The organism is Rahnella sp. PAMC25617 (assembly GCF_050606005.1).
GTDB classification, from domain to species: Bacteria; Pseudomonadota; Gammaproteobacteria; order Enterobacterales; family Enterobacteriaceae; genus Rahnella; species Rahnella variigena.
This window is the reverse complement of sequence record NZ_JBOCUM010000006.1, coordinates 218,566-242,820: the sequence shown is the minus strand read 5'-3', so window position 1 is coordinate 242,820 and position 24,255 is coordinate 218,566. Positions and strand designations below refer to the sequence as shown.

The window sequence follows — 24,255 nt, the reverse complement described above, 5'->3', positions numbered from 1 at the left end:
ACCAACTGAGCTACGGACGCATCGTTTTTCTGTTTGTCAGCCAGTGTTGGCGACGGGGACGAATATTAACGACCTCTCTGAATACTGGCAAGGGAAAAAAGACATTTTCCTGTCATATTGTGCGTGACTGTCGAGCTAATGCGCATTGCGTTGTTTTTTTAGGCATAACAGCCACTATGCAGACCCTAAAAACCACGCGCTTCCAGGAGATAATTTCAGCGCGTGGGCGAGAGCAGAGGATCAGCGACCGGCTTTTTGCAAAATTGTGTAGGACGGTTGCTTCTGCAACCAGCGCATGCGCAAGGTCATCATTAGCGCCGCAAAGGTCAGTCCCAGAATAAATCCGCACCAGAAACCACTTGGTCCCATTCTCGGCACCAGCAAATCGGTAAGGCCCAGCATGTAACCGACCGGCAGTCCCAGCACCCAATAGGCGATGAACGTAATATAGAAGATAGAGCGTGTATCTTTATAGCCGCGCAGAATGCCGCTGCCAATCACCTGGATGGCGTCTGAAATCTGGAATAACGCCGCAAAAATAAGCAGGTGCGAGGCCAGCATCACCACTTCCGGGCTGTCGTTATACAGCGCGGCAATGTGTTCACGGAACAAAATCGCCGTCGTCGCGGTGCAACAGGCCATGAGAATACCGGTCACGATACTGGTATAAGCGGCGACTTTCGCACCTTCAACGGAAGATTCCCCAAGCTTTGAACCCACCCGAATTGTCGCTGCCACACCGAGTGAAAGCGGTACGACAAACATCAGTGAGCCGACGTTAAGGGCTATCTGATGGCTGGCCACGGCCACGATCCCCAGCGGAGAAACCAGCAGGGCCACGATAGCGAACAGCGTGACTTCGAAGAATAATGCCAGTGCAATCGGCAGGCCGAGTTGTGAAAGACGGCGTAGTGTCGCCCAGTCGGGTTTGGCAAAACGCGAAACAGGCTGAGTGTCACGCAGGGCACGGTTATGACGGACATAAAATCGCATCATAAAGAACATTACCCAGTAGACGGTGCCCGTGGCGACGCCGCAGCCGACACCGCCAAGGGCAGGCGCGCCGAATTTACCGTAGATGAAAATATAGTTAACGGGAATATTCACCAGTAAACCGATAAAGCCAAATACCATCCCCGGCTTGGTTTTGGACAAGCCTTCACACTGGTCGCGCAGCACCTGGAAGAACAAATAACCTGGAGCGCCCCACATGATGGCATGCAAATAACCGACAGCCTTTTCTTTCAGCTCCGGATCAATATTGTGCATCAGGCCGAGGATATGGTCGCACTGATAGAGTACGGCGATGACCAGCACGGACACGCCGGAGGCCAACCAGAATCCCTGCTGAACCTGATGACCAATTTTGTCGCGACGACCGGCACCGTTTAAATGCGCGATGGTTGGTGTCAGGGACAGTAACAAACCATGTCCGAATAAGATCGCGGGCAACCAGATGGAGGTCCCGACGGCGACGGCGGCCATGTCCGTGGCACTGACCGAACCGGCCATTATGGTGTCGACAACGCCCATGGAAGTCTGAGCGATTTGCGCAAGGATGACCGGAATGGCAAGCGCTAATAAAATCCGCGCCTCTGCAAGGTACTTCTGCACAGATACACCTTTTTTCGTTGATTATACTGAATAAAAAACGCCACGAAGGGTGGCAATAAAGAGTGGGAAATAGTCCGAAGATTGTACATTGTCGGTATTTTTAAGCAAATAAAGCTGTTAACAAGCGGTTAAATAATGAAATGAAAGCAGAGGGTGCTATTTCTGCCCGTGAAGATTTGGCTTTCCATTAAATCTGCGGCAAACTGACAAGAGTTTCGTTTTTAATACAGCAGACTTATGAATTGAGGAAAGACTATGTTTACCGGAATTGTTCAGGGAACCGGAACGGTCGTATCGATCGACGAAAAACCTAATTTCAGAACCCACGTTGTTCGCATGCCGGAAGATATGCTCGACAATTTGCAACTGGGCGCTTCTGTTTCACATAATGGTTGCTGCCTGACGGTGACAGAGGTCAATGGCGACCTGGTCAGCTTCGACCTGATCAAAGAAACGCTTCGTCTGACCAATTTGGATGATCTCAACGTCGGCGACTCTGTGAATCTGGAACGTGCTGCGCGTTTCAATGATGAAATCGGCGGCCATCTGATGTCGGGACATATTATTTGTACCGCAGAAGTGGCGAAGATTTTGACGTCAGAAAATAACCGGCAGATCTGGTTCCGTATGCCACATGAAGATCTGATGAAGTATGTATTACATAAAGGTTATATCGGCATTGATGGTATTAGTCTGACCGTCGGCGAAGTCACCCGTACCCGTTTCTGCGTACATTTAATTCCGGAAACGTTGCAACGCACCACGCTGGGGACTAAACGTCTGGGCGATAAAATCAATATTGAAATCGACCCGCAGACTCAGGCCATTGTCGATACGGTCGAACGCGTTCTGGCCAGCCGTGAAGCTGCAATTGCTACCGCGCAAGCCATGATCGAGAAGTCTGAATAACATCATTTCCACCCAGATTTCGCAGAGACTGCAAAAAGAAAAACCGGACTTTCAGGTCCGGTTTTTTTATGTCGTTCAGTTGCTGTCAAAGGGGATTAACGTGGAACGCGCATTCCTCCGTCAACGCCTTCAGGACTGAATACCACTTGCCAGAGCTGAATATCACGAGCCCTGAATGCCCCTGCGCAGGCATTGAGATAATACGTGAACATGCGGTGGAAACGATCGCCATATTTTTCTGCCAGTTCAGGCCAGTGTTTCTGGAAACGTTCATGCCACGCCATCAGTGTACGGTCATAATCCGCGCCGATATTGTGCCAGTCTTCCATGACAAACAAAGATTCGCTGGTTTGCGCAATTTGCTGAACAGAAGGCAGGCAGCCGTTCGGGAAGATATATTTATCAATCCACGGGTCGACGTTAAGATCTGTTTTGTTAGAACCAATAGTGTGCAGCAGGAAAATGCCGTCAGGTTTGATATTACGTTTGGCGACATTAAAGTAAGTCTGGTAATTCTTCGGACCGACATGCTCGAACATCCCGACCGAGACAATCCGGTCAAACTGATCGTTGAGGTCACGGTAATCCTGTAGGAGGATCGTGACATCCAGTCCTTCACATCTTTTTTGCGCGAGCTTTTGTTGTTCTGCGGAAATAGTGACACCAACGACACTGACACCATAATTGCGTGCCGCAAACTCTGACAATCCACCCCAGCCGCAACCAATATCGAGCAAACGCTGCCCCGGTTTTAATTGCAGTTTATCGCAGATCATTTTGAGTTTTGCTTCCTGCGCTTCTTCCAGCGTTGTTGCTTCTTTCCAGTAGCCACAGGAATATTGCATATACGGGTCGAGCATCAGTGTGAATAAATCGTTGCCCAGATCATAATGCTCTTTGCCGACAATCCATGCACGTTTACGCGATTGCAAATTGGTCAGGCGTGCCGCGGCTACCCGCAGAGTGTCTTTAAAATGGTGGGGGAGTTTATTTTCCAAACCTGCACGGAGAACACGCTGGAAAAAAATATCAAGGCGGTCGCATTCCCACCAACCATCCATATAGCTTTCACCCAGACCCAGAGAACCTTCCTGTAAAACACGCTTAAAAAAGTCAGTGTTTTTTACTTTAAGGTCGAAAGGGCGATTACCATTTACCTGGATGTCTGCCATTGCCAGCATTTCACTGGCTATCCGATACCACTGATTATCCTGAATGCTTAGGTCTTCTATACACGATGAACTCATAGCTTCTCCATCACTTTCTCTTCTGACTTATTAACCTGCCGGGAAAAGCAAAGGCTATTTTTTGCAGGTCTTTATGAGAACAGACGACTAGCGCCTCGTCCGATATCCGACACCAACAGAGGAAATTTAGAAGAACGCCTGCGGGCACAAGTCGCGCAGGAAAATCATCCTTGAAAAACGTACTAGGAAAAATAGTGTGACGCATTCCTCGCGTCCGGCTTAAGTATGTAATAAAAGTTTTGTAAAAATGCTATTTTATTGGGTTTTGTTGAGTATAGGCTCGCCCGCAGGCATTCTCAATAGTTAATCGTCATGAATGAAAATGACCATTAAGTGATTGTAACTTATGGTCATTATAACGATTAACTTTCAAAGCTTGCTCAGGCTTCCTGCTCCGACTTTTGCTCAGTATATTGCGGATTTTTGTGTCGCACAGACATCCACCGGCCCAAAACTACCAACAATAGTGTAGACAGCATGGTGGTGACTGTCGCTATTAATGGTTGCGCAATAAATGCGGAAACCAGCAAACTGGCGAGGAAACACAATCCCAATTGCAGGGTATTTTGCAACGCAGCCGCTTTCCCTGTATTAGCAGGAAATGGCATTAATGCATTTGCCACAACAATTGGATAGATTGCGCCATTCACCAGAGCCATGAAACAGAACGGGATCAACAAGCTCACCAACCCGGCATCAGTGAACATGGCGACACAGAACAGACCCGCAACACTCAGGCCATACCCTGTCAGCAGCCAGGGTAAAATTTTATTCCCATCTAACCTGCTGATGAGCAACCTGCAGCCGAAGCCTCCAAGCAGGAAAGCGATGGTCTGCGGAACATAGCTCAGGCCAATCACGCCCGGCGAATAGCCCATATTGCTCAGAATAAACGGCGACCCCGTCAGCCAGGCAAAGAAACCGGCGGAGCAGGCGGCGTAAATCATGACATTACCGCTGTAAACGCGCGATTTCAGCAACGTGCCAAAGCTCGCTTTGTCGGCAGATTTGTGTTCTGCCGGCTTATTTTCCCGCAGCGTGAAGGTGGCGATAAGCAACAAGGCGGCCACTGCAGTCAGCAGGGCAAATATCGCTTCCCAGTCAAAATGGTTGAGCACCCAGGCGCCAAGCAAAGGCGCCAGCGCTGGCGAAAGTGCCACTAAAGGCATAATGCTGGCGAAGGTTTTTTTAGCGACATCCGCTGAAAAACGGTCCACCACGATTGCCTGCCAGGTCACTGCGGCTGCACAGACGCCCATGGCCTGTAAGAAACGCAGCGCCAGAAGGGCGCGCACGTTCTCGACCCAAATCACGCCCAGACAGCCGACGGCAAACAGCATCAGACCGAGCAGTAAAACCGGTTTGCGGCCAATGCGGTCTGACAGCGGTCCCCACAGCAATTGTCCGATGGCGAATCCGCCGAGAAAAATACTCAGGCTGGCGCTGATCATTCCCGGACTGGTCATCAGGCTGGTTTGCATTGCGCTGAACGCAGGGAGGTACATATCTGTGGCTAAAAAGCCGAGCATGCTCAGGCCAGCCAGATAGAGCATAAATCCAAAGGAGGGTTTCATTATTATCTCGTTAATTTATTTATTGCAGATGATTTGATGCAGGGATCTGTTCGGAGGCAGATTTTAACGCTTTGATAACAGCGTTGTGAAACGTTAATATTTGCACTCTGCTATCAAAAATATTGAAGGCTAAAATATGTGGTCAGAATACGCTCTTGAAGTCGTTGATGCGGTGGCAAGAACCGGAAGCTTCAGTGCGGCGGCACAGGATCTACATCGGGTGCCTTCTGCCATCAGCTACACCGTTCGTCAGCTCGAACAATGGCTGGCGGTGCCCTTGTTTGAACGTCGACACCGTGACGTCGTTTTAACGCCAGCGGGCAAAGTTTTCGTGGATGAAGCGCGGGTTCTGATAAAAAAAATGATAGCTACACGACGCCAGTGTCAGCAGGTTGCCAACGGCTGGCGGGGCGAGTTACGTATTGCTGTCGACAGAATCGTTAAACCGGCAAGAACACGGCGACTGGTGCTGGATTTCTATCGTCATTTTCCTGACACGGAACTGATTATTCATTCCGAAGTGTTTAATGGTGTGTGGGACGCACTGGTTGACGGACGTGCTGATGTGGCAATCGGTGCGACGCGGGCGATACCGGTTGGTGGACGTTTCAGTTTTCGCGATATGGGGTTTATGGACTGGCACTGCGTGGTCAGCCCGCAGCATCCGCTGGCGCAGTTACCGGGTGCGCTCAGTGATGACCAGCTCAGGCCTTATCCCGCATTGTGTCTTGAAGACACCTCGCGGACGTTGCCCAAGCGTGATACCTGGACGCTTGATAACCAGCGGCGTCTGGTTGTGCCGGACTGGACCTGCGCGCTTGAATGTCTGAGTGAAGGTTTATGCGTAGGAATGATGCCGGTACATCGCGTGAGCCACCGCATTGAACAGCAGGCATTGCAGGTTCTGGCGCTGGAGAATACCTTCCCTGACAGCCCATGTTGCCTGACGTGGGACCAGAGCAATCCGTCACCTTCACTGGCGTGGTTGCTGGAATATATGGGTGATACAGAAACGATGAACCGTGAATGGCTGCGGGACTGAGAAAGTAAACGCCTGCAAAAGCAGGCGTTATAAAAGATTAAAGGCAAACATTAACGGCGATAGTCGCGGTACGGGCCATCGGCCACCGAACGACGCTCAACCAGTTTCGGATGCACCTCGATGGTCTGTGATTCTTCACGTTTGCTGACGATGCGGTCGAGCAACATAGTAAAGGCCATCTCACCCAACCGTTCTTTCGGCTGATGCACGGTCGTCAGTGCCGGAGAGAAGTACCGCGCATTACGCACGTTATCGTAACCAATCACCGAAATATCCTGCGGGACGCGCAATCCGAGCTCATCAGCGGCGCAAATTGCGCCCATTGCCATGACATCGCCCCCGCAGAAGACGGCGGTGGGGCGTTGTTTCTGCATCAGAATCTTATGCATCGCCTGATAACCTGACTCCGGCTCGAAATCGCCCTGAACCACCCATTCTTCGCGAAGCGGGATATTGGCTTCCGTCAGCGCTTTGACAAAACCCTGGAAACGACCGCCGCCGGTATTACGCGCCAGCTGTCCCGGGATCACGCCAATATCACGATGCCCGCGTTCGATCAGATAGCGTCCGGCCATATAACCGCCTTCGAAAGCATTATCGATAATGCTGTCGGTGAAGTTTTTACGCGCTTCGCCCCAGTCCATCACCACCATCGGAATCGAACGATACTCTTCAAGCATATTGAGTAATTCGTCAGGGTATTCCGCGCACATGACCAGCAGACCATCGACGCGTTTTTGCGCCAGCATTTGCAGATAGGCCTGTTGTTTTTCCAGATTGTTGTGCGAGTTACACAAGATCAGCGTATAGCCTTTGGAGAAGCAGCTGTTCTCGACGGCTTCAATCACCTCGGCGAAATAGGGCGCTTCACTGGAGGTTGCCAGCAGACCAATCGTCTTGGTGTTATTCACTTTAAGACTACGGGCTACGGCGCTCGGAGAATAATGTAGCTCTTTAATGGCAAGCAGCACCGCTTCCCTGGTTTCTTCGGCGACGAAACGTGTTTTATTGATGACGTGCGACACGGTTGTAGTGGAAACGCCAGCGCGCTTTGCGACATCTTTAATCGTTGCCATGTAAAGAATGACTCCTGAACTTCCGTGCTTCAGCACGTTAGCATTATGTTAATCGTTTGCTTGCGTTGATTACACTGCGGACATCTAAAAGGGCAGTGTAATCATTGGGTGGATTCTTCAGAATGAGGCGTGAAATGCTCTCGGGTGAAATCGACCGGCACACAGGCGTGTTAACCGACAATTTTCTCTTATAATGCATGAAAGTGGAAGTAAAATTGTCATGTTCACATTTTCATTCAGCAGAAGATTTTAAAAGTGAATTATGCGAAAATGCGTTGGCACACATTTAGTGTGGCTAAAAGAAACGCCACAACTTGATCCGAAAGGGGGTTTGATGGACAGCAACCTGAAGTTATCGTTGATCACCACGGTATGCGCTTTGCTCATGATTATCGCTTTCAGCTTCACGGCAGTGATGAACTAATCTGGCAGTGAGACAGTAGTGAGACGCAACAAAAAAGGGCGATACCTTTCACAGGAATCGCCCTTTTCAATTTTACGCAGTGACCGTTACCGCCGATACTCTTCCCTGCAGAAACTCTTCGTTAAGTGCTATTCAATGGCTGATTAGCGAAACCTCAGACTTAACGAATTGTTTATTATCGGATTGTTTTTGGGGTCATCACCCGACGTGCGCCAACATAGTGGTCTTGCCAGTAATCGTCGCCCAGTGAGGTGATTTTGATGTCTTCACCGGTTCTTGGCGACTGGATGAATTTGCCGTTGCCAACATAAACACCCACATGATCCGCTGCGCCGCGGTTGTTGATTCTGAAGAACACCAGATCACCGCTTTCAAGTTCGCCACGTTTCACCGGCGCTGCATCGCGCAGGTGGTACATCTCGTTTGCCGTGCGCGGCATTTTAATGCGGATCAAATCTTTGTAAGCGTAATAGACCAGACCGCTGCAATCAAAACCGGTATTCGGAGAAGTTCCTCCCCAGCGATAAGGTTTGCCGACCTGGTGCATCAGCTTAGTCATCGCCGTTTGTTGTGCATGCTGATAGCGTTTTTTATGTGTCGCACTCAGCGTAATAGGTTTGGTGTCTTCTTCGCGTAATTTTTTACCTTTACGGTGTCGGCCATACGCTTCTTTCTTGCTGATTTTTTCACTGCTGTTTTTGGCAAGCGCTCGTGATTTAGTGGCTTTATCTGTCTTTTTCTCGGCCCGCGTTGTCCTGAGTGTTTTTTCTTTTTTGCTTTCGGCCCGAGTCGTTTTTACGCTTTTCTCAGAAGTTGTCTTGCGTTTGACCAGTTCGGTGCTGCTGACCTTCTTCGATTTTGATGCTTTTTCCTGAGTCTTTTTCTCTGTCACCGGTGCGACTTTTGTTTTTTTACTGGTTTTCGCCGCCACTGTCTTTCGCTTTCGCCGTTCTTCCGGCGTCACGGAATTAACATGACTCTTCCGCTGATCGGCAGAGACGCGGGTCTGTGGCGATGCATGAGCCATATTAAGAAACAGCTGGGTAAAGAGCAGCACAAAAAGCGTGAACAGTAAGCGCATAGCTTCGTTACCATGAGTGGTTGGGTTAAACATCAGGGATGTCAGAGTATTGCTTAAAAGAACCCGACAAAAAAGCACGAATTGACTCGATTCTAGATCATATTGTGAGAAAAAGTTAATAGCTTTTTTTATGTCGAAATAAGCGCCATTTTAAGTAAAAAAAATAACCATTTTTCATCAGCTTAATATTTGAGATAAAGAATACTATTTTGCAAATCTGACATTATCGTCGAACGGCAAAAATGTTATTCTCGATGAATCTTTAAATATGTGATGTTCAGCGCAGCCGCCAAAAATTGTTTAATAAAATGCCAGTATTGAGAAAGACCCCACAAAAAATGGCGTTTTTATCTGATGGCTGGCGTCGTTACAATAGAAAGTATTGTGTTTGCGCACCGTTTTTGGGTGCCGCGCGTGAAGAGTAATGACCGTGACAGCCTGTACCGGCTTGAGGAAGCAAGAAATGACCACTCCAACTATTGAAAAAATTCAGAAGCAAGTTTCTGAAAACCCGATCCTGCTTTACATGAAAGGTTCTCCTAAACTGCCAAGCTGCGGTTTTTCCGCTCAGGCTGTTCAGGCGCTTTCAGCCTGCGGCGAACGTTTTGCTTACGTTGATATTTTGCAGAACCCGGATATCCGCGCAGAAATGCCAAAGTTTGCTAACTGGCCAACTTTCCCGCAGCTGTGGGTTGATGGTGAACTGGTCGGCGGTTGTGACATCGTGGTTGAGATGTTCCAGCGCGGCGAACTGCAGCAGCTGATTAAAGAAACTGCTGAAAAATATAAATCTTCTGAAGAGTAATTCTAAGAAGGCCGCCGTCCTTTGAGGAGGGTGAAAACAAAAAGAGCGACATTGCGTCGCTCTTTTTTTATCTCTGGATCCAGCCAGCCGTACGGATTACTGCTGATTTTCCTGCTGCGCGGTTTCGTCTTCCGCTTCTTCTGCGGTCAGGGGCAACGGCCAGCCGCCAAGACGCTTCCAGCGGTTCACCAGCTCACAGAACAGCTCAGCAGTGCGTTCTGTGTCATACAGTGCAGAGTGAGCCTGACTGCTGTCAAACACCATTCCCGCGCTGATACAGGCTTTTGCCAGCACCGTTTGCCCGAGCACCAGTCCGCTTAACGCCGCAGTATCAAATGTGGCGAAAGGGTGGAACGGGTTACGTTTCAGCCCGGCGCGCTCGGCTGCCGCCATCAGAAAACTGTGATCGAAATTCGCGTTATGCGCCACGATGATTGCGCGGTTACAGTTTTGCTCTTTCATCCCTTTGCGGATGACTTTAAAAATCTCGTGCAGGGCTTCATATTCACTGACTGCGCCGCGCAACGGGTTGGTCGGATCGATACCGTTAAACGCCAGCGCTTCCGGCACCAGTACCGAACCTTCAAAAGGTTCTACGTGGAAATGCACGGTCTCATCGCTTTGCAGCCAGCCGTCCTCATCCATCTTCAATGTGATTGCTGCAATTTCCAGCAGCGCATCGGTTTGGGCATTAAATCCGGCAGTCTCAACATCAATGACTACCGGATAAAAACCACGAAAACGGCCTCTCAGGGCGTTAATGTCACTATTCTCGGCCATTAGTTTCTTATCTTCATCGAATTCAGCGCGCATTATGACAAATTTTGCCGTCCGTTGCAGGGCTGCGGCAAAAATTGGGCAATAAAAAAGGGCGCATTTGCGCCCCTTTCAGCATTCAGGGGGATCAGTTGCCCAGACCCTGGCCCGCATGTTTGGATTCGATAAGCTCGATTTTGTAACCGTCCGGATCTTCAACGAAGGCGATAATGGTGGAGCCGCCTTTAACCGGACCGGCTTCACGGGTCACTTTGCCACCCGCATTGCGGATGTCATCACAGGTTTGTGCCACGTTATCGACACCCAGAGCGATGTGCCCGTAAGCGGTGCCGATGTCGTAGCTGTCAACGCCCCAGTTGTAGGTCAGTTCAATGACTGCGCCTTCGCTTTCATCGGTGTAACCGACGAATGCCAGAGAGTATTTGTATTCAGTGTTTTCGCTGGTGCGCAGCAGGCGCATGCCTAACACATCGGTATAGAAGCTGATTGCGCGTTGCAGATCGCCAACACGAAGCATGGTATGGAGTAAACGCATAGGTTCCTCTTTATTTGCAGGATGAGAATTATCGGTTCAAGCCTAACTGATAGAGACCAGTTTGTCTGTAAAACGACGCTCGGTTGCTGAAGGCCTGAACAAAAAAAGCAGCAGAAGGAGGGCCTCTTCTGCTGCAAGGATGGTGTTACTCTTTTTTAATCATTACAGCGTCGGGTAGTCGGTGTAACCCTGAGCACCGCCGCCGTAGAAGGTTTCTGGTTGTGGATCGTTAAGCGGAGCGTGGGATCTCAGGCGTTCAACCAGATCCGGGTTAGCGATATAGCTGCGACCGAAAGCCACAGCGTCGATGTAGCCCTTTTCGATAAGTTCTTCGCCTTTCTCAGCGGTATAAGCGCCGGCCCCGACAATCACGCCCTGATAATGAGCGCGGATCACCGCGCGGAATTCAGCCGAGTAAGGTTTACCGCCTGCCCAGTCAGGTTCAGAAATATGCAGATAAGCGAGTTTACGTTTGTTCAGCTCATCCAGCAGATAGATAGCTGCCTGCTCCTGATCTTCACCGTTATCCAGCCCGTTAAACGGACCCATTGGTGAAATACGGATACCCACGCGGTCTGCGCCGATAGCGCCGATAGCGGCATCGACCACTTCCAGCGTCAGGCGGGTACGGTTTTCAATGCTGCCGCCGTATTCGTCTTCACGCAGGTTAGATGCCGGAGACATGAACTGGTGCAACAGGTAACCGTGCGCCGCATGCAGCTCAATGTAATCAAAACCAGCCTCGGCAGAACATTCTGCTGCGTGGCGGAAATCGTTGATGATCCCCGGGATTTCGCTCAGTTCCAGTGCGCGCGGTGTCGGGCAATCGACACGAATGGCGTGGCCTTGCTCATCGCGCAGGCTGGTGCGTGTTTCAGGGTTCACAGCAGAAGGCGCAACCGGCGTCTGGTTATCCGGCTGAACGCTGTTATGAGAAATTCGGCCTGTGTGCCAAAGCTGAACCGCAATGTGGCCATTTTTCTGATGCACGCCTGCGACGATTTTTTTCCACGCAGCCACTTGTTCTGGCGTGTGCAGACCCGGCGCACCGGCATAGCCTTTCGCCTGGAAGGAAACCTGAGTAGCTTCGGTAATGATCAGGCCGGAACTGTGGCGCTGCGCGTAATATTCGCCCATCAGCGGGGTAGGGATATCACCCGGTTCGATGCTGCGAAGGCGGGTAAGGGGCGCCATAAAAACACGGTTAGGCAATGTATTTTTGCCGACAACAATGGGGGTGAAAAGCTTGGTCATTTCAATAACTCCGGATTTAATGGACTGATCGTTATGGCATTAAGGAACATAATTCCCGCTACACGATCGTTTCGCAATGCCTCTTTCTATCGTATCTGGCCTCTGCCTGACTACGCGCCCTGTGCCTTTTTGCAGATCCTCTTGCAGGATGTGCAGAAAACGTCTTGAATAAAAGTTCACCGTTATTTGCGGAGGGCGCGTGGCCCAGCAACTTGAATTTTTCGAAATCCCCAGTCCGTGCCGTGGCATATGTCAGGCCGATGAACGCGGTTATTGTCGCGGTTGCCTGCGCAGCCGTGAGGAACGTTTCGGCTGGATGAAAATGACGGATACGGAAAAACGTCATGTCCTGCGTTTATGTCAGCAGCGCCTTTTACGTCAGCAGCGGGCCGGAAAGCAACCCGATGAACCTTTGCCGGAACAACCGGAATTGTTCTGATTTTCCATCCCGGCCGCCAGCGTCGTGACGGCTGTCTGCTTCTTTGTAATTCTTACGCTCCGCATCAATACAGCGCCGCAGGCGTTGTGTATTCTGTCGGTCGAAAATCAAAAACTTAAGGGATTCAAAATGGAAGCGCGTACCCCGATTTCTCCTCAAGGTCCGGTATTCTCAAAACTGATTTGCGGTTACTGGCGTCTGATGGAATGGAACATGACGCCGCAACAGATTCTGGCCTTCATGGAACAGCATATTGAGCTGGGCATCACCACGGCCGATCATGCGGATATTTACGGCGATTATCAGTGCGAAGCCGCGTTCGGCGAGGCTTTGCGACTCAAGCCTTCCCTTCGCGAAAAAATGCAGCTGGTCAGTAAATGTGGCATAGCGACGCGAGCCAATCCTGATAACAAAATCGGTCACTACATTACAGATACAAAGTACATCGTGGAACGTGCCGAGAAATCGCTAAATAATCTGCATACCGATTATCTGGATTTGCTGCTGATCCATCGCCCTGATCCACTCATGGATGCCGATGAAGTGGCTGAGGCATTCACGCAACTGCATAAAAGCGGCAAAGTGAAACATTTCGGCGTGTCCAACTTTACTCCGGCTCAGTTCAGCCTGTTGCAGTCACGCCTGCCGTTCCAGCTGGCGACGAATCAGGTGGAAATTTCCCCGATCCATCAGCCGGCGATCCTCGATGGCACTTTAGATCTCTGCCAGCAATTGCGTATTAAACCGATGGCGTGGTCCTGTCTGGGTGGCGGTCGTTTGTTCAGCGACGCAGAGTTCCAGCCGCTGCGCGATGAGCTTCAGGCGGTGGCGAACGAAATCGGTGCCGATACGATCGAACAGGTGGTTTACGCCTGGGTGATGCGTCTGCCATCTCAGCCTCTGCCGATTATCGGTTCGGGTAAAATTGAACGTGTGAAATCAGCCTGTAAATCATTGTCACTGGACATGACCCGTCAGCAATGGTTCCGCATTCGTAAAGCCGCTCTGGGCTACGACGTTCCTTAATCGCTTCTGCTTCAGGCTGCATATCCGCAGCCTGAAGCATTAAGCACGGAAAGGTCAGGCAGGTTTGGTGGCAGTGACCACCGGCGCTGCAGGACCCTCATCCGAAGAAATGGCCTGCTGCAATTGAGAAAGCGAGCAGTACAGACGCCAGATTACCCCTGCAAGTTCCCGCGCCGCCGGTTCAGGGTGATGCGCCAGTGAATTGCTCATCCGCAGTAGCTCCGTCAGCGTAGCATCCAGATTTTCGTGGCTGACCCCGCGTTCTGTCATGACGCCTTTCAGGCAATGAATACACACGTCACGCACCGCGGAAAGCGGATCCGAACGGGTTTCCCATTCACGTAACTGCCAGACAATGTGGCTGCAATTGAGCAGCACTACGCCCCAGCGCAGCAGCCAGGTGCGGGAGAGCTGATCTTTACTTTGACTGAGCTGATTCATCCGGTGGTAAATCAGCGATTCAAACTGGAAATGGCTTAGCGAAGGTTTGCGGCTGAGCTGATCCATAAAATCGCGGCGCAGGGCGCGGATGATGCGGCGACTTTTACGCTTATCCGAACTTGGCCTCAGGACCTGAAACGCGATACCCGCCAGCATCACACCGGCAATCTTGCCTACGCCGTCGTTCATAAATGACTGATAGTCGAAATCCGGCGGGTTAGTGACCGCTAAAAACGATCCCATGAAGACAATCATTTGTCCCCACAAACCGGCATAACGTTTGTACTGTAATTTCATCATCTGCATCGTGACCAGCATCGGCAGGAAGAAAGCGCAGAATACCCAAAAGTTGTCGATCTGAACCATCAGCCCGAACTTGAGCAGAAAACAGCCGACAAACAGTAAGCCCAGCGATTTAATTAACAGAGTGACGCTGCTGATAGGGGAGGCCGTCGAAGAATAAAGCACGCAACTGACAGCGGTCAGCGCCACCGCACCCGCGCCTGAATCCCACTGCGTGCTCATCCAGAAGGCGCAGCCAATCACAATACACAAAAAGGTGCGCAGGCCGTTATATGCGGCTTCCAGCGTATCGGTGTGCTGTGCAAGATGGCTGATTTTGGGCGGCTGGAGTGTTTCAGCTTCCGCCACATTGGCATTTTCCACACGGCGCAGCCAGCGTTCACTGCGCAGATACAGCCAGCAAAAGTCACGTAACCGCTGCCAGAATGCCTGATGACGAAAATCCGAGGTGTCGTGAGGTTTAATGTGCTGGAGAATTTTCGACAGTTTGTATTTATCTGTATCGGGCTTGCGCAATTCATCGAGCAAAACGCTCAGCACTTCGGTCAGATTTTCCGGCGGAGTCGGCCAGTTAAGCAACATGCGACGCAGGCTGGAAATATAACTGGTCATGCGCAACTGCTGATGAAGCAGATAATTGAGCACATTGTTCTGACGACGCAGGCGGTAATGGCTCCAGACGGCCTGAATGCGTAACAGATTCATGGTGAGGATTTGCCCGATCAAACCTTCGTGCGAGGTGCGGATCTGGTCGGAGATTTCTGTGCGCCATAACAGCTGCGCATGTTCCAGTAACTGGGTATGCATTTTACGCAATGAGGTGAGCAGTGCGTCGCCGTCCGAGGTGCTGGGCAGCACCATCATCATAAAACCACCGCACAAAATACCGGTGACGACTTCTCCCACACGGGCCTGAGCGATATCAAAAATCTGCGTCGGATCTGTGACATCTACCGTTGAGAACGCAATGATGGCGGCTGTATATCCCGCCAGAGCAAACGCGTAAGAAACGTTGTTCTGATAATGATTGGAGACATAAGTACAAATCCCCAGCCAGGCCGCGATGGCGAAAGTGAACAGCCATGGCTCGTTCAGACAATGTCCGGCAATAAATACCGCGCCCATGGCACCCAGCAAACTGCCGATAATCCTGCCGATACTTTTACTGATGACGCCACCCACGGTCGGGAAACTGACCACGGCGGCGGACGTCAGCGCCCAGTAAGGTTCGTCCATCTGGAATTCAAACGCGATATACAGCGCGAGTATCATCGCAATGGAGTTGCGCAAGGCATACCGCCATTGGCCGCCGGTGGCTTTTCCCCACGGCGTGTTTTTCCATTCGAGCCAGGAAAGATTCACGACGCAACCTTAATTACGCACGGAAATCGTACAGGTCGTTCCGGCTACCAGAACAACATGCTCTGGTACATTTTCAAGCTTAATTCTCACCGGTATTCTCTGCGCAAGACGCACCCACGGTACATTCGGTTTTACGTTCATCAATAAATCTTCCTGAGTATCGAGGCTTTGGTCATAAATCGCACGGCCAATACTTTCGACGCGCCCCTGCAACGGAATATTGCCGTTAAAGAGGGTAATATCCGCCATATTTCCCTCACGAATATTTTTAAGTTTGGTTTCTTCGAAATAGCCGAGAACATAAAACGAATGGATATCCACCAGCCCGACCAGCGGCGTACCGGTGGTGGCATAGTTACCTCTGCGGGTTTGCAGATTGGTGATATAACCGTCAGTCGGCGCGACAATAGTCGTTTTGCTCAGATTCCACTTCGCCTGTTCTAGTGATGCCTGCGCAGCCTGATATTGTGCCTGCATCGCTTTGGCGCTGATATTTGATTCATCTAAGGATTCAGCGGAAATAACGTTGGTGCCGAGCCCGCGACGTCGCTGGGCTTCATGATTGGCTTTGGCTAAATCAGCTGCCGCTTTCGCCACTTCAGCTTCGGCATTATCGACGGCGATTTTAAACGGCACAGGATCGAGACTGAACAGCCGATCGCCACTTTTAACAAACTGATTGTCGTGGATATTTATTTCCGTGATCCGCCCGGAGACTTCCGGTGTGATATCCACAATTTCGGCGCGTACTTTGCCATCCCGCGTCCACGGCGACTGCATATAATAATTCCACATCCACCAACCGGCACAAATTGCGACGGCGAAAACCAGCACTGTCGAGAAATATTTGAGGGTCTTGAATTTCATTTCAGAGGTTCACCATAAGTATCAGTGCGGCACAAATAGAGATAACGAAAAGAGATAAATCCATCAGGGTGGGATGCCAGACTTCACCAGAATAAATCCAGTCGCGCAGCAGTCGGTGTATCAGAAGCCAGAATACCAGCCCCAGTAAAAGCGCTTTGAACATCGGGGGGAAATAAAGTGAGGCACCCAGGACCAGATCCGGTAGCGGGAAGCCTGAGTGAAACATTTGCGCATTCACAATATTAATCTCTGCCGGTGATTGTGTTATAAACAAGATTAAATCTGAAAGCGGGGATTCCGCTCCCGGATGCAATAGTACCTACCATTATATATAGAATTGTAATTTCTCGATTAAAGTTCCTAAAACTAAGCTAAACTCTGGGGAGTTATCTTAGCATGCTAATTATAAGGAGGGGATAATTGGAATCGAATCTGGGGTCAGATCTAGCACGATTAGTTCGTGCCTGGCGTGCGTTGATTGACGATCGGTTAAAGCCGTTGGAACTCACGCAAACACACTGGGTAACACTGCACAATATCAACATGTTGCCTCCGGAGCAGTCTCAAATTCAGCTGGCAAAAGCCATCGGAATTGAGCAGCCGTCTCTGGTGCGTACACTGGATCAACTGGAAGAAAAGAAACTGATTACCCGTCAGACTTGTGCGAGCGATCGCCGTGCTAAGCGCATCAAGCTGACTGAAGAAGCCGCGCCAATCATTAATGAAATGGAGTCGGTTATCGATTCCACGCGCAAAGAAATTTTGTCTGGCATGTCTTCTTCAGAAATCGAACAACTGGGCGGGATGTTATCCCGGCTGGAAAAAAATATTGCTGCATTGCAAAGCAAATCATAAGAACAGGTTTTTATCTATTTTTGTCACACAGCGTCATATTTGCTCTACACAAAAAAAACCGAAGCCAGTGGCTTCGGTTTTTTGTTTGCGCTTCAGTTATTTGCTAGCAGAACGCATCAGGCGCTTGGGGAAACGGTAATGGTGCTGCCGCTGCTCGCCATGCTGACACGCTGACCTACGCTGAATTTGGTCGCGCCAGCTTTCTGAACAACCTGAATGGTTGTGCCGTCATCACGACGGATTTGCAGTTCTACGCCGTTAGAACGGTTAAGAGAACTCTGCACGCCCTGACCTGCGACGCCACCGGCAACTGCGCCCGCAGCCGTTGCCAGACTACGACCCGTACCGCCGCCAACCGTGTTACCCAGGAAACCACCCAGTACTGCACCACCGAGTGCGCCGACGATGTTTGAATCATCGCCGCCCTGGATTTGTACCGCACGTGTAGAAACGATAGTCCCGTAAGTCACTTGTTGAATTTGTTTCGCCTGAGACGAGGAGTAAACGTCGCCAGACAGTGAGTTATCGCTGACGCAGCCAGTAAGAGAAATGCCAGCAAGTGCGACGACGAGTAAACGCTTAATCATAAATAGCTCCTTTTTTATGCTGCTGTACGGCTTTCAGACTAGCCACAACAACAGAGAAAAAACAGTACACAGTTCAACATCAGTGTCGAGGGTGGTCGTATACCATAGTTACTTCACTTTCTCCAAGTATACAGGAGGCGTGTTCAACTAATAATAAACGCAGGTTTAAGTTTTAGACAGCAGTGAGTGCGATCAAATATCTTCACCCTGAATGTTGTTATTGGCCGATTTATCGCCAGCCTGTTTTTAAAAATTAAAATTCGTAACAAGAAAAACACGAAGCCATCACAGGGTGTAATAAAAACTGAGTAACTCATGGCGCAATGCTTCCTATACCGATTACTCTGTCACTATTACTTTTTGTCGGATGTTTTCCGGGAGTTGAGGATGTTATCTATGAAGTCAGGTCGTTATATCGGCGTGATGTCCGGCACCAGTCTTGATGGCGTGGATGTTGTGCTGGCTGCCATCGACGAGCGTCTGGTCGCGCAACAGGCCAGTTACTCGCATCCCATTCCCATTGCATTGAAAAACGCCATTCTTGGCATGTGCCAGGGACAGCAGGTGACGCTGGAAGAGGTCGGCAAGCTCGATACTCAGCTGGGAATATTATTTGGTGAGGCTATTTTAGGGCTGCTGAAAAGCGCCGATATTTCACCGGAAGAAGTCACCGCGATTGGCTGCCACGGGCAAACGGTCTGGCATCAGCCTAAAGGCGATACTACGTTTTCGATGCAACTGGGCGATAACAACCGCATTGCCGCCATGACCGGCATTACTACTGTCGGAGATTTCCGCCGTCGCGATATGGCGTGGGGCGGGCAGGGGGCACCGCTGGTTCCGGCCTTCCATCAGGCCCTGCTGTCTGATCCGGCTGAGCGCAGAATGATCCTTAATATCGGCGGCATTGCGAACTTGTCCATGTTACTGCCGGGACAGCCGGTGCGCGGCTACGACACCGGGCCGGGCAATATGCTGATGGATGCGTGGATCTGGCGTCATAAAGCGCAGCCTTATGATAAAGGCGCGGAGTGGGCGAATGAGGGGCGGGTGAATTTACGGCTGTTGCAGCAAATGTTGTCCGACCCGTACTTTGCGGAACCGGCACCAAAAAGCACCGGTCGTGAATACTTCAATATGGCGTGGCTGGAAAAGCAGCTGGCGCGTTCAGCGGAAATTTCTCCTGCCGATGTGCAGGCCACGCTGGCTGAACTCACGGCAGTCAGTATCGCCGAGCAGGTTCAATTAGCTGGCGGATGCGACCGTCTGATGGTCTGTGGCGGTGGTGCGCGTAATCCTCTGCTGATGACGCGCATGTCAGCCATGCTTCCCGGCACGGAAGTGTGTACTACGGACTCCTGCGGGATCAGCGGTGATGATATGGAAGCGCTGGCGTTTGCCTGGCTGGCTTTCAGAACCTTATCGGGTCAGTCAGGTAATCTGCCTTCCGTCACAGGTGCCAGCCGCGAAACTTTGCTCGGGGCGATTTATCCGGTGGTTTCAACCCGCGCCTGACGCGTTCTCGGTTTTATCTCAATGTGTTGTGCAACCTGTCATGGTACATAACAGATAAACCGAGAACACTCAGGGAGTTCAGAATGAAAAAGGCGATCATCGCTTCTCTTGCAGGATTAACGCTGGCCGGATGTAGCCAGTTCAGTCACCAGACCGAAAGCCCGACGCAGGAACTGCACTACCAGTGCGGGACATTGCCGCTGACCGTCACGCTGGATAAACCGGCACAGCAGGTCAATATGGTGATGGACGGCGAGCAGCTGAAACTGAAACAAGTTGAGGCAGCTTCCGGCACGAAATACAGCGATGGCCGTTACACGTTCTGGTCGAAAGGTAATCAGGCTTTCGTCCAGCGTGGTGAAAACGTCATCATCGACGATTGCATTCAAAAATAAACCTACCCGTCATACTTCGAACTGCAAATGTGTTGGCTGCGTTTGCTCACCCCGGTCACATAGTTATCTATGCTCCCGGGGATCCCCTCACTTGCCGCCCTTTTGCATCTCAAATTACTTTGGGTAGCTTCATTTTTCATAATTTCTCTTTCCAAACCCCGCGTCAGGAACGTTGAGATCCTGACGCGGGGGGTGCACAATGCGTCTACCTTCCTTTGATACGCAATTGATCCATATGGCTGATAATAAAGAATTTGATATTGCGGACTCGCGCCGTGAATACACCCGGGGCGGATTACGTCGCGCTGATTTAACGCCGGAACCGCTGCCGCTGTTTGAGCGCTGGCTGAAACAGGCGTGTGATGCCCGTCTGGCCGATCCGACGGCGATGGTTGTCGCGACGGTGGATGAAAACGGACAGCCTTTCCAGCGCATTGTGCTGCTCAAACATTATGATGAAAAAGGGCTGGTGTTTTACACCAACCTCGGCAGCCGTAAGGCGCAGCAGCTGGCGGGCAATTCCCGTATCAGCTTGTTATTCCCCTGGCATATGCTCGACAGACAAGTCAACGTTCTCGGTCAGGCAGAGCGTTTATCCACGCTGGAAGTCATGAAATACTTCACCAGTCGTCCGAAAGACAGCCAGATTGGCGCGTGGGTTTCTCAGCAATCCACCCGCATTTCGGCGCGTGGTGTGCTGGAAAGTAAATTCCTCGAACTGAAACAGAAATTCAGTAATGGTGAAGTGCCGTTGCCAAGTTTCTGGGGTGGTTTTCGCGTCAAAGTGGATTCAATGGAATTCTGGCAGGGCGGCGAACATCGTCTGCACGACCGGTTCATTTATCAGCGTGATGAAGCTGAGACAGAAACTGGCTGGAAAATAGACCGCCTCGCACCTTAACCACGAAAAAACACGCGATTCCCTAGCGCTCGGGCGACGAGCGCTTTATTCTATGTCGTTCCCCGAAAGGTGAGAGAAAGGGCACATACGCGGCATGATGTCAGACATGAATCTGCACACATTCAGTACATATTTCTAAGTACAAACAAACGGAGTCTTTGATGGCGAGCAGCAACCTGATTAAACAACTGCAAGAGCGGGGCCTCATTGCCCAGGTAACGGATGAAGAAGCGTTAGCAGAGCGACTGGCGCAAGGGCCAATTGCACTCTATTGCGGTTTCGATCCTACCGCAGACAGCTTGCATTTGGGACATCTGGTGCCTTTGCTTTGCCTGAAACGCTTCCAGCTGAACGGCCACAAGCCAGTGGCGCTGGTCGGTGGCGCAACCGGTCTTATCGGTGATCCGAGCTTTAAAGCAACCGAGCGTAAGCTGAACACCAATGAAACCGTGAATGAGTGGGTGGAAAAAATCCGTCAGCAGGTTTCTCCGTTCCTGGATTTCAGCTGTGGCGATAACAGCGCGATCACCGCGAACAACTACGACTGGTTCGGCGGCATGAACGTGCTGACCTTCCTGCGTGATATCGGTAAACACTTCTCTGTTAACCAGATGATCAACAAAGAAGCGGTGAAACAGCGTCTGAACCGCGATGACAGCGGCATCTCCTTCACCGAATTCTCGTACAACCTGCTGCAAGGTTATGATTTTGCGTCCCTTTACGATCTGCACAACGTTGAGCTGCAAATCGGTGGTTCCGACCAGTGGGGCAACATCACCTCAGGTATCGATCTGACCCGTCGTCTGCACCAGAAACAAGTGTTCGGCCTGACCGTTCCGTTGATCACCAAATCTGATGGCACCAAATTCGGTAAGACCGAAGGCGGCGCAGTCTGGCTGGATCCGAAGAAAACCAGCCCGTACAAATTCTACCAGTTCTGGATCAACACAGCGGATGCCGACGTTTACCGCTTCCTGAAGTTCTTCACCTTCATGAGCATTGAAGACATCAATGCGCTGGAAGAAGAAGACAAAACCAGCGGCAAAGCGCCTCGCGCGCAGTACGTTCTGGCGGAAGAAGTAACCGGTATGGTTCACGGCGCAGAAGGTCTGGCGGCAGCGAAACGTATCACGCAGAGCCTGTTCTCCGGTTCCCTGAGTGAAATGACAGAAGTCGATTTCGGTCAGCTGGCGCAGGACGGTCTGGAACTGTTTGAAGTACCACGCGACACAGACCTGCAACAGGCTCTGGTGATTGCAGGTATGGCGCCGTCGAAAGGTCAGGCGCGTACCATGATTTCTTCCAACGCGGTTTCCGTAAACGGCGAAAAACAGACTGACACTGAATACAGCTTCACTGACAGTGATCGTCTGTTTGGTCGTTATACCTTGCTGCGTCGCGGTAAAAAGAACTACACCCTGTTGCTCTGGGCATAAGTTTTAGGCAAGCAGAACGGGGGGCCGAATGGCCTCCCGTTTTTGTTCACAGATATCAGTTATTCCGCCATCTCCCGATGACGTTGCAATCGGAAATTCCTCATGAAAAGCATTCTTTCTATCCAGTCACACACGGTATTTGGTCACGCGGGTAACAGCGCGGCGGAATTCCCTATGCGTCGAATGGGCGCAAACGTTTGGCCGCTGAATACCGTTCAGTTCTCCAATCATACTCAGTATGGTCACTGGACTGGCTGTGTAATGCCCGCCACACATCTGACTGAAATCGCGCAGGGGATTGCGGAGATTGACCGTCTGAAGGATTGTGATGCGGTGCTGAGCGGCTATATCGGTTCGCCGGAGCAGGGACAGAGCATTCTGGAGATTGTCCGCCTGGTGAAAGCGGCGAATCCGGATGCATGGTATTTTTGCGACCCGGTCATGGGGCATCCTGAAAAGGGCTGTATCGTGGCACCGGGCGTTGCCGAGTTCCATTGCAATCAGGCGCTGATTAACTGCGACATTATTGCCCCGAACCTGCTGGAGCTGGAATTACTCAGCGGCCATGCGGTGGCAAGTGTTGAAGAAGCGGTGGCGACGGCGCGTGAGCTAATCAGTAAAGGCCCGAAAATTGTGCTGGTGAAACATTTAAGCCGCGCCGGTTATCACAGCGATCGCTTTGAAATGCTGCTGGTAACGGCAGATGAAGCCTGGCATATCGACCGTCCGCTGGTTGATTTTGGCGTGCGTCAGCCGGTCGGGGTCGGTGACCTGACCAGCGGTTTGCTGCTGGTCAATCTGCTCAAAGGCGAAGCGCTGGATAAAGCGCTGGAACACGTCACTGCGGCGGTTTACGAAGTCATGCTGACCACTCACGCGATGGGTGAGTATGAGCTGCAAATCGTGGCGGCGCAGGACAAAATGGTCAAACCAGAGCACCATTTCCCGGCGGTCAAACTCTAGATTTTATCTCCATAAAAAACGCCCCGTGCTGTGACAGCCGGGGCGTTTTTATTTATGCCTGTCTGTACAGACGTATCAGGCGCAGGAAATTACTTCAGGCCTTCCGCCGTCAGCGCAGCATCAACGGCAGGGCGCGCAGCCACACGATCCAGATACGCATTCAGTTCGGTCAGTGCGCTCAGGTCAAACTTCAGTGCTTTTGCCCAACCCATCACGGTGAACAGATACGCATCCGCCACGCTGAAACGGGCACCCAGCAGGAACTGATTGTCTTTCAGTGATTCATTCACGTAAGCAAATTTCTTGCTCAGTGCTTCGCGAGTCACAGCTTTGAAATCATCCGGCGTTTTTGGATTGAACAGCGGAGAGAAGCCTTTATGCAGCTCAGTCGCAATATAGTTCAGCCATTCCAGCGCATGATAGCGAGCCAGCGTACCTTGTTCCGGCATCAGCTGACGATCAGGTTTCTGATCGGCCAGATACTGCACGATAGCCACGCCTTCGGTGAGAATGCTGCCATCATTGAGCAACAGTGTCGGGATCTGCCCTTTAGGGTTCACTGCGAGGAAGTCATCACCGGTTTCGGTTTTCTTGGTCGCCAGATCAACTTTTTCAATGCTGAAGTCCAGACCTGCTTCACGAAGAACGATGTGCGGGGAGAGGGAACAGGCACCGGATTTATAATACAGTTTCATAAACACTCCATTGGATGAGCAACCCGCCTGATCCGTAAAACACAAGCGTTTCACGGGACAGCGATTCGGCTATATAAAAACTGCTTCTATCCTAGAACCGGCGGGAGCAAATGTCAGTGTTTTAATTGTGAC

25 protein-coding genes are annotated in these 24,255 nt (G+C 50.9%); 12 read left to right on the top strand and 13 right to left on the bottom strand.

Annotated features, from left to right (window positions below):
* Positions 1-240: 240 nt before the first annotated feature.
* Complete coding sequence (locus ACM615_RS07095) at positions 241-1,614, bottom strand: MATE family efflux transporter (protein WP_112287942.1); 1,374 nt, start codon at positions 1,612-1,614, stop codon at positions 241-243.
* Between the two features lie 255 nt (positions 1,615-1,869).
* Between ACM615_RS07095 and ACM615_RS07090 the strand changes: the two genes are divergently transcribed.
* The gene (locus ACM615_RS07090; RefSeq protein WP_120161794.1) at positions 1,870-2,523 is read left to right on the top strand and encodes a riboflavin synthase subunit alpha; all 654 of its coding nucleotides are present in this window, start codon (positions 1,870-1,872) and stop codon (positions 2,521-2,523) included.
* 95 nt (positions 2,524-2,618) lie between these two features.
* Here ACM615_RS07090 and cfa read toward each other — a convergent pair whose 3' ends face one another.
* Together cfa and punC are read right to left on the bottom strand one after the other, a co-directional pair.
* A complete protein-coding gene (gene cfa, locus ACM615_RS07085; protein ID WP_120161795.1) occupies positions 2,619-3,770 on the bottom strand; it encodes a cyclopropane fatty acyl phospholipid synthase in 1,152 nt (383 codons plus the stop codon).
* Positions 3,771-4,150: 380 nt separating this feature from the next.
* Positions 4,151-5,344 (bottom strand): purine nucleoside transporter PunC, encoded by a 1,194-nt coding sequence (punC, locus tag ACM615_RS07080; protein ID WP_431011702.1) that lies wholly within the window; start codon positions 5,342-5,344, stop codon positions 4,151-4,153.
* Positions 5,345-5,480: 136 nt separating this feature from the next.
* Between punC and punR the strand changes: the two genes are divergently transcribed.
* On the top strand, positions 5,481-6,386 hold the full coding sequence (punR, locus tag ACM615_RS07075; RefSeq protein ID WP_431011701.1) for a DNA-binding transcriptional activator PunR: 906 nt from the start codon (positions 5,481-5,483) through the stop codon (positions 6,384-6,386).
* A 50-nt stretch (positions 6,387-6,436) separates the two neighbouring features.
* Here the strand turns inward: punR and purR are convergent, their stop codons facing one another.
* A complete protein-coding gene (gene purR / locus ACM615_RS07070) occupies positions 6,437-7,462 on the bottom strand; it encodes an HTH-type transcriptional repressor PurR (protein WP_112287937.1) in 1,026 nt (341 codons plus the stop codon).
* A gap of 262 nt (positions 7,463-7,724) precedes the next feature.
* Here purR and ACM615_RS07065 point away from each other — a divergent pair, with 262 nt between their 5' ends.
* Positions 7,725-7,886, top strand: a complete 162-nt coding sequence (locus ACM615_RS07065) for a YnhF family membrane protein (protein ID WP_112287936.1) — start codon at positions 7,725-7,727, stop codon at positions 7,884-7,886.
* 175 nt (positions 7,887-8,061) lie between these two features.
* Here the strand turns inward: ACM615_RS07065 and ACM615_RS07060 are convergent, their stop codons facing one another.
* Positions 8,062-8,967 carry a C40 family peptidase gene (locus ACM615_RS07060; RefSeq protein WP_132964096.1) on the bottom strand — a complete coding sequence of 302 codons (906 nt, stop codon included), beginning with the start codon at positions 8,965-8,967 and terminating at the stop codon, positions 8,062-8,064.
* Positions 8,968-9,430: 463 nt separating this feature from the next.
* Here ACM615_RS07060 and ACM615_RS07055 point away from each other — a divergent pair, with 463 nt between their 5' ends.
* A complete protein-coding gene (locus ACM615_RS07055; RefSeq protein WP_015697793.1) occupies positions 9,431-9,772 on the top strand; it encodes a Grx4 family monothiol glutaredoxin in 342 nt (113 codons plus the stop codon).
* A 96-nt stretch (positions 9,773-9,868) separates the two neighbouring features.
* On the opposite strand, the gene rnt is transcribed toward ACM615_RS07055, so the two are convergent.
* The 3 genes from rnt to ACM615_RS07040 form a co-directional block, all read right to left on the bottom strand.
* Positions 9,869-10,585, bottom strand: coding sequence for a ribonuclease T (gene rnt / locus ACM615_RS07050; protein WP_132963828.1), 717 nt, complete (start codon positions 10,583-10,585; stop codon positions 9,869-9,871).
* Positions 10,586-10,676: 91 nt separating this feature from the next.
* Positions 10,677-11,084, bottom strand: a complete 408-nt coding sequence (gene gloA, locus ACM615_RS07045; RefSeq protein ID WP_112287933.1) for a lactoylglutathione lyase — start codon at positions 11,082-11,084, stop codon at positions 10,677-10,679.
* Between the two features lie 162 nt (positions 11,085-11,246).
* Complete coding sequence (locus ACM615_RS07040) at positions 11,247-12,344, bottom strand: alkene reductase (protein ID WP_112288006.1); 1,098 nt, start codon at positions 12,342-12,344, stop codon at positions 11,247-11,249.
* Positions 12,345-12,537: 193 nt separating this feature from the next.
* Between ACM615_RS07040 and ACM615_RS07035 the strand changes: the two genes are divergently transcribed.
* Complete coding sequence (locus ACM615_RS07035) at positions 12,538-12,777, top strand: DUF1289 domain-containing protein (protein WP_112287932.1); 240 nt, start codon at positions 12,538-12,540, stop codon at positions 12,775-12,777.
* Between the two features lie 129 nt (positions 12,778-12,906).
* The gene (locus tag ACM615_RS07030) at positions 12,907-13,803 is read left to right on the top strand and encodes an aldo/keto reductase (protein WP_431011700.1); all 897 of its coding nucleotides are present in this window, start codon (positions 12,907-12,909) and stop codon (positions 13,801-13,803) included.
* 54 nt (positions 13,804-13,857) lie between these two features.
* On the opposite strand, the gene ACM615_RS07025 is transcribed toward ACM615_RS07030, so the two are convergent.
* The 3 genes from ACM615_RS07025 to ACM615_RS07015 are packed head-to-tail and all read right to left on the bottom strand — an operon-like array spanning position 13,858 to position 17,002.
* Complete coding sequence (locus tag ACM615_RS07025) at positions 13,858-15,909, bottom strand: FUSC family protein (RefSeq protein WP_431011699.1); 2,052 nt, start codon at positions 15,907-15,909, stop codon at positions 13,858-13,860.
* Positions 15,910-15,918: 9 nt separating this feature from the next.
* Positions 15,919-16,776, bottom strand: a complete 858-nt coding sequence (locus ACM615_RS07020) for an efflux RND transporter periplasmic adaptor subunit (RefSeq protein ID WP_129638566.1) — start codon at positions 16,774-16,776, stop codon at positions 15,919-15,921.
* 1 nt (position 16,777) lies between these two features.
* Positions 16,778-17,002, bottom strand: a complete 225-nt coding sequence (locus tag ACM615_RS07015; RefSeq protein WP_112288005.1) for a DUF1656 domain-containing protein — start codon at positions 17,000-17,002, stop codon at positions 16,778-16,780.
* A 194-nt stretch (positions 17,003-17,196) separates the two neighbouring features.
* Between ACM615_RS07015 and slyA the strand changes: the two genes are divergently transcribed.
* Positions 17,197-17,631 carry a transcriptional regulator SlyA gene (gene slyA / locus ACM615_RS07010; RefSeq protein ID WP_112287928.1) on the top strand — a complete coding sequence of 145 codons (435 nt, stop codon included), beginning with the start codon at positions 17,197-17,199 and terminating at the stop codon, positions 17,629-17,631.
* Between the two features lie 116 nt (positions 17,632-17,747).
* Here the strand turns inward: slyA and ACM615_RS07005 are convergent, their stop codons facing one another.
* A complete protein-coding gene (locus ACM615_RS07005; RefSeq protein ID WP_112287927.1) occupies positions 17,748-18,218 on the bottom strand; it encodes a glycine zipper 2TM domain-containing protein in 471 nt (156 codons plus the stop codon).
* 396 nt (positions 18,219-18,614) lie between these two features.
* On the opposite strand from ACM615_RS07005, the gene anmK reads away from it, so the two are divergent.
* The 5 genes from anmK to pdxY all read left to right on the top strand — a co-directional run bounded on the left by anmK (position 18,615) and on the right by pdxY (position 23,428).
* Positions 18,615-19,733, top strand: coding sequence for an anhydro-N-acetylmuramic acid kinase (gene anmK / locus ACM615_RS07000; RefSeq protein WP_132963832.1), 1,119 nt, complete (start codon positions 18,615-18,617; stop codon positions 19,731-19,733).
* An 83-nt stretch (positions 19,734-19,816) separates the two neighbouring features.
* The gene (locus ACM615_RS06995) at positions 19,817-20,128 is read left to right on the top strand and encodes an MliC family protein (RefSeq protein ID WP_112287925.1); all 312 of its coding nucleotides are present in this window, start codon (positions 19,817-19,819) and stop codon (positions 20,126-20,128) included.
* Between the two features lie 235 nt (positions 20,129-20,363).
* Positions 20,364-21,029 (top strand): pyridoxamine 5'-phosphate oxidase, encoded by a 666-nt coding sequence (gene pdxH, locus ACM615_RS06990; protein WP_112288004.1) that lies wholly within the window; start codon positions 20,364-20,366, stop codon positions 21,027-21,029.
* 161 nt (positions 21,030-21,190) lie between these two features.
* On the top strand, positions 21,191-22,465 hold the full coding sequence (tyrS, locus tag ACM615_RS06985) for a tyrosine--tRNA ligase (RefSeq protein ID WP_129638569.1): 1,275 nt from the start codon (positions 21,191-21,193) through the stop codon (positions 22,463-22,465).
* Between the two features lie 102 nt (positions 22,466-22,567).
* The gene (pdxY, locus tag ACM615_RS06980) at positions 22,568-23,428 is read left to right on the top strand and encodes a pyridoxal kinase PdxY (protein ID WP_112287922.1); all 861 of its coding nucleotides are present in this window, start codon (positions 22,568-22,570) and stop codon (positions 23,426-23,428) included.
* An 89-nt stretch (positions 23,429-23,517) separates the two neighbouring features.
* On the opposite strand, the gene gstA is transcribed toward pdxY, so the two are convergent.
* Positions 23,518-24,123, bottom strand: coding sequence for a glutathione transferase GstA (gene gstA, locus ACM615_RS06975; protein ID WP_112287921.1), 606 nt, complete (start codon positions 24,121-24,123; stop codon positions 23,518-23,520).
* Positions 24,124-24,255 lie beyond the last annotated feature (132 nt).

Bases quoted from the DNA above. Each gene is read 5' to 3' on its own strand.
- ACM615_RS07090 (WP_120161794.1), top strand. From the start codon at position 1,870: ATGTTTACCGGAATTGTTCAGGGAACCGGAACGGTCGTATCGATCGAC.
- cfa (WP_120161795.1), bottom strand. From the start codon at position 3,770: ATGAGTTCATCGTGTATAGAAGACCTAAGCATTCAGGATAATCAGTGG.
- punC (WP_431011702.1), bottom strand. From the start codon at position 5,344: ATGAAACCCTCCTTTGGATTTATGCTCTATCTGGCTGGCCTGAGCATG.
- punR (WP_431011701.1), top strand. From the start codon at position 5,481: ATGTGGTCAGAATACGCTCTTGAAGTCGTTGATGCGGTGGCAAGAACC.
- purR (WP_112287937.1), bottom strand. From the start codon at position 7,462: ATGGCAACGATTAAAGATGTCGCAAAGCGCGCTGGCGTTTCCACTACA.
- ACM615_RS07065 (WP_112287936.1), top strand. From the start codon at position 7,725: ATGCGAAAATGCGTTGGCACACATTTAGTGTGGCTAAAAGAAACGCCA.
- ACM615_RS07060 (WP_132964096.1), bottom strand. From the start codon at position 8,967: ATGCGCTTACTGTTCACGCTTTTTGTGCTGCTCTTTACCCAGCTGTTT.
- ACM615_RS07055 (WP_015697793.1), top strand. From the start codon at position 9,431: ATGACCACTCCAACTATTGAAAAAATTCAGAAGCAAGTTTCTGAAAAC.
- rnt (WP_132963828.1), bottom strand. From the start codon at position 10,585: ATGCGCGCTGAATTCGATGAAGATAAGAAACTAATGGCCGAGAATAGT.
- gloA (WP_112287933.1), bottom strand. From the start codon at position 11,084: ATGCGTTTACTCCATACCATGCTTCGTGTTGGCGATCTGCAACGCGCA.
- ACM615_RS07030 (WP_431011700.1), top strand. From the start codon at position 12,907: ATGGAAGCGCGTACCCCGATTTCTCCTCAAGGTCCGGTATTCTCAAAA.
- ACM615_RS07020 (WP_129638566.1), bottom strand. From the start codon at position 16,776: ATGAAATTCAAGACCCTCAAATATTTCTCGACAGTGCTGGTTTTCGCC.
- ACM615_RS07015 (WP_112288005.1), bottom strand. From the start codon at position 17,002: ATGTTTCACTCAGGCTTCCCGCTACCGGATCTGGTCCTGGGTGCCTCA.
- ACM615_RS07005 (WP_112287927.1), bottom strand. From the start codon at position 18,218: ATGATTAAGCGTTTACTCGTCGTCGCACTTGCTGGCATTTCTCTTACT.
- anmK (WP_132963832.1), top strand. From the start codon at position 18,615: ATGAAGTCAGGTCGTTATATCGGCGTGATGTCCGGCACCAGTCTTGAT.
- ACM615_RS06995 (WP_112287925.1), top strand. From the start codon at position 19,817: ATGAAAAAGGCGATCATCGCTTCTCTTGCAGGATTAACGCTGGCCGGA.
- pdxH (WP_112288004.1), top strand. From the start codon at position 20,364: ATGGCTGATAATAAAGAATTTGATATTGCGGACTCGCGCCGTGAATAC.
- tyrS (WP_129638569.1), top strand. From the start codon at position 21,191: ATGGCGAGCAGCAACCTGATTAAACAACTGCAAGAGCGGGGCCTCATT.
- pdxY (WP_112287922.1), top strand. From the start codon at position 22,568: ATGAAAAGCATTCTTTCTATCCAGTCACACACGGTATTTGGTCACGCG.
- gstA (WP_112287921.1), bottom strand. From the start codon at position 24,123: ATGAAACTGTATTATAAATCCGGTGCCTGTTCCCTCTCCCCGCACATC.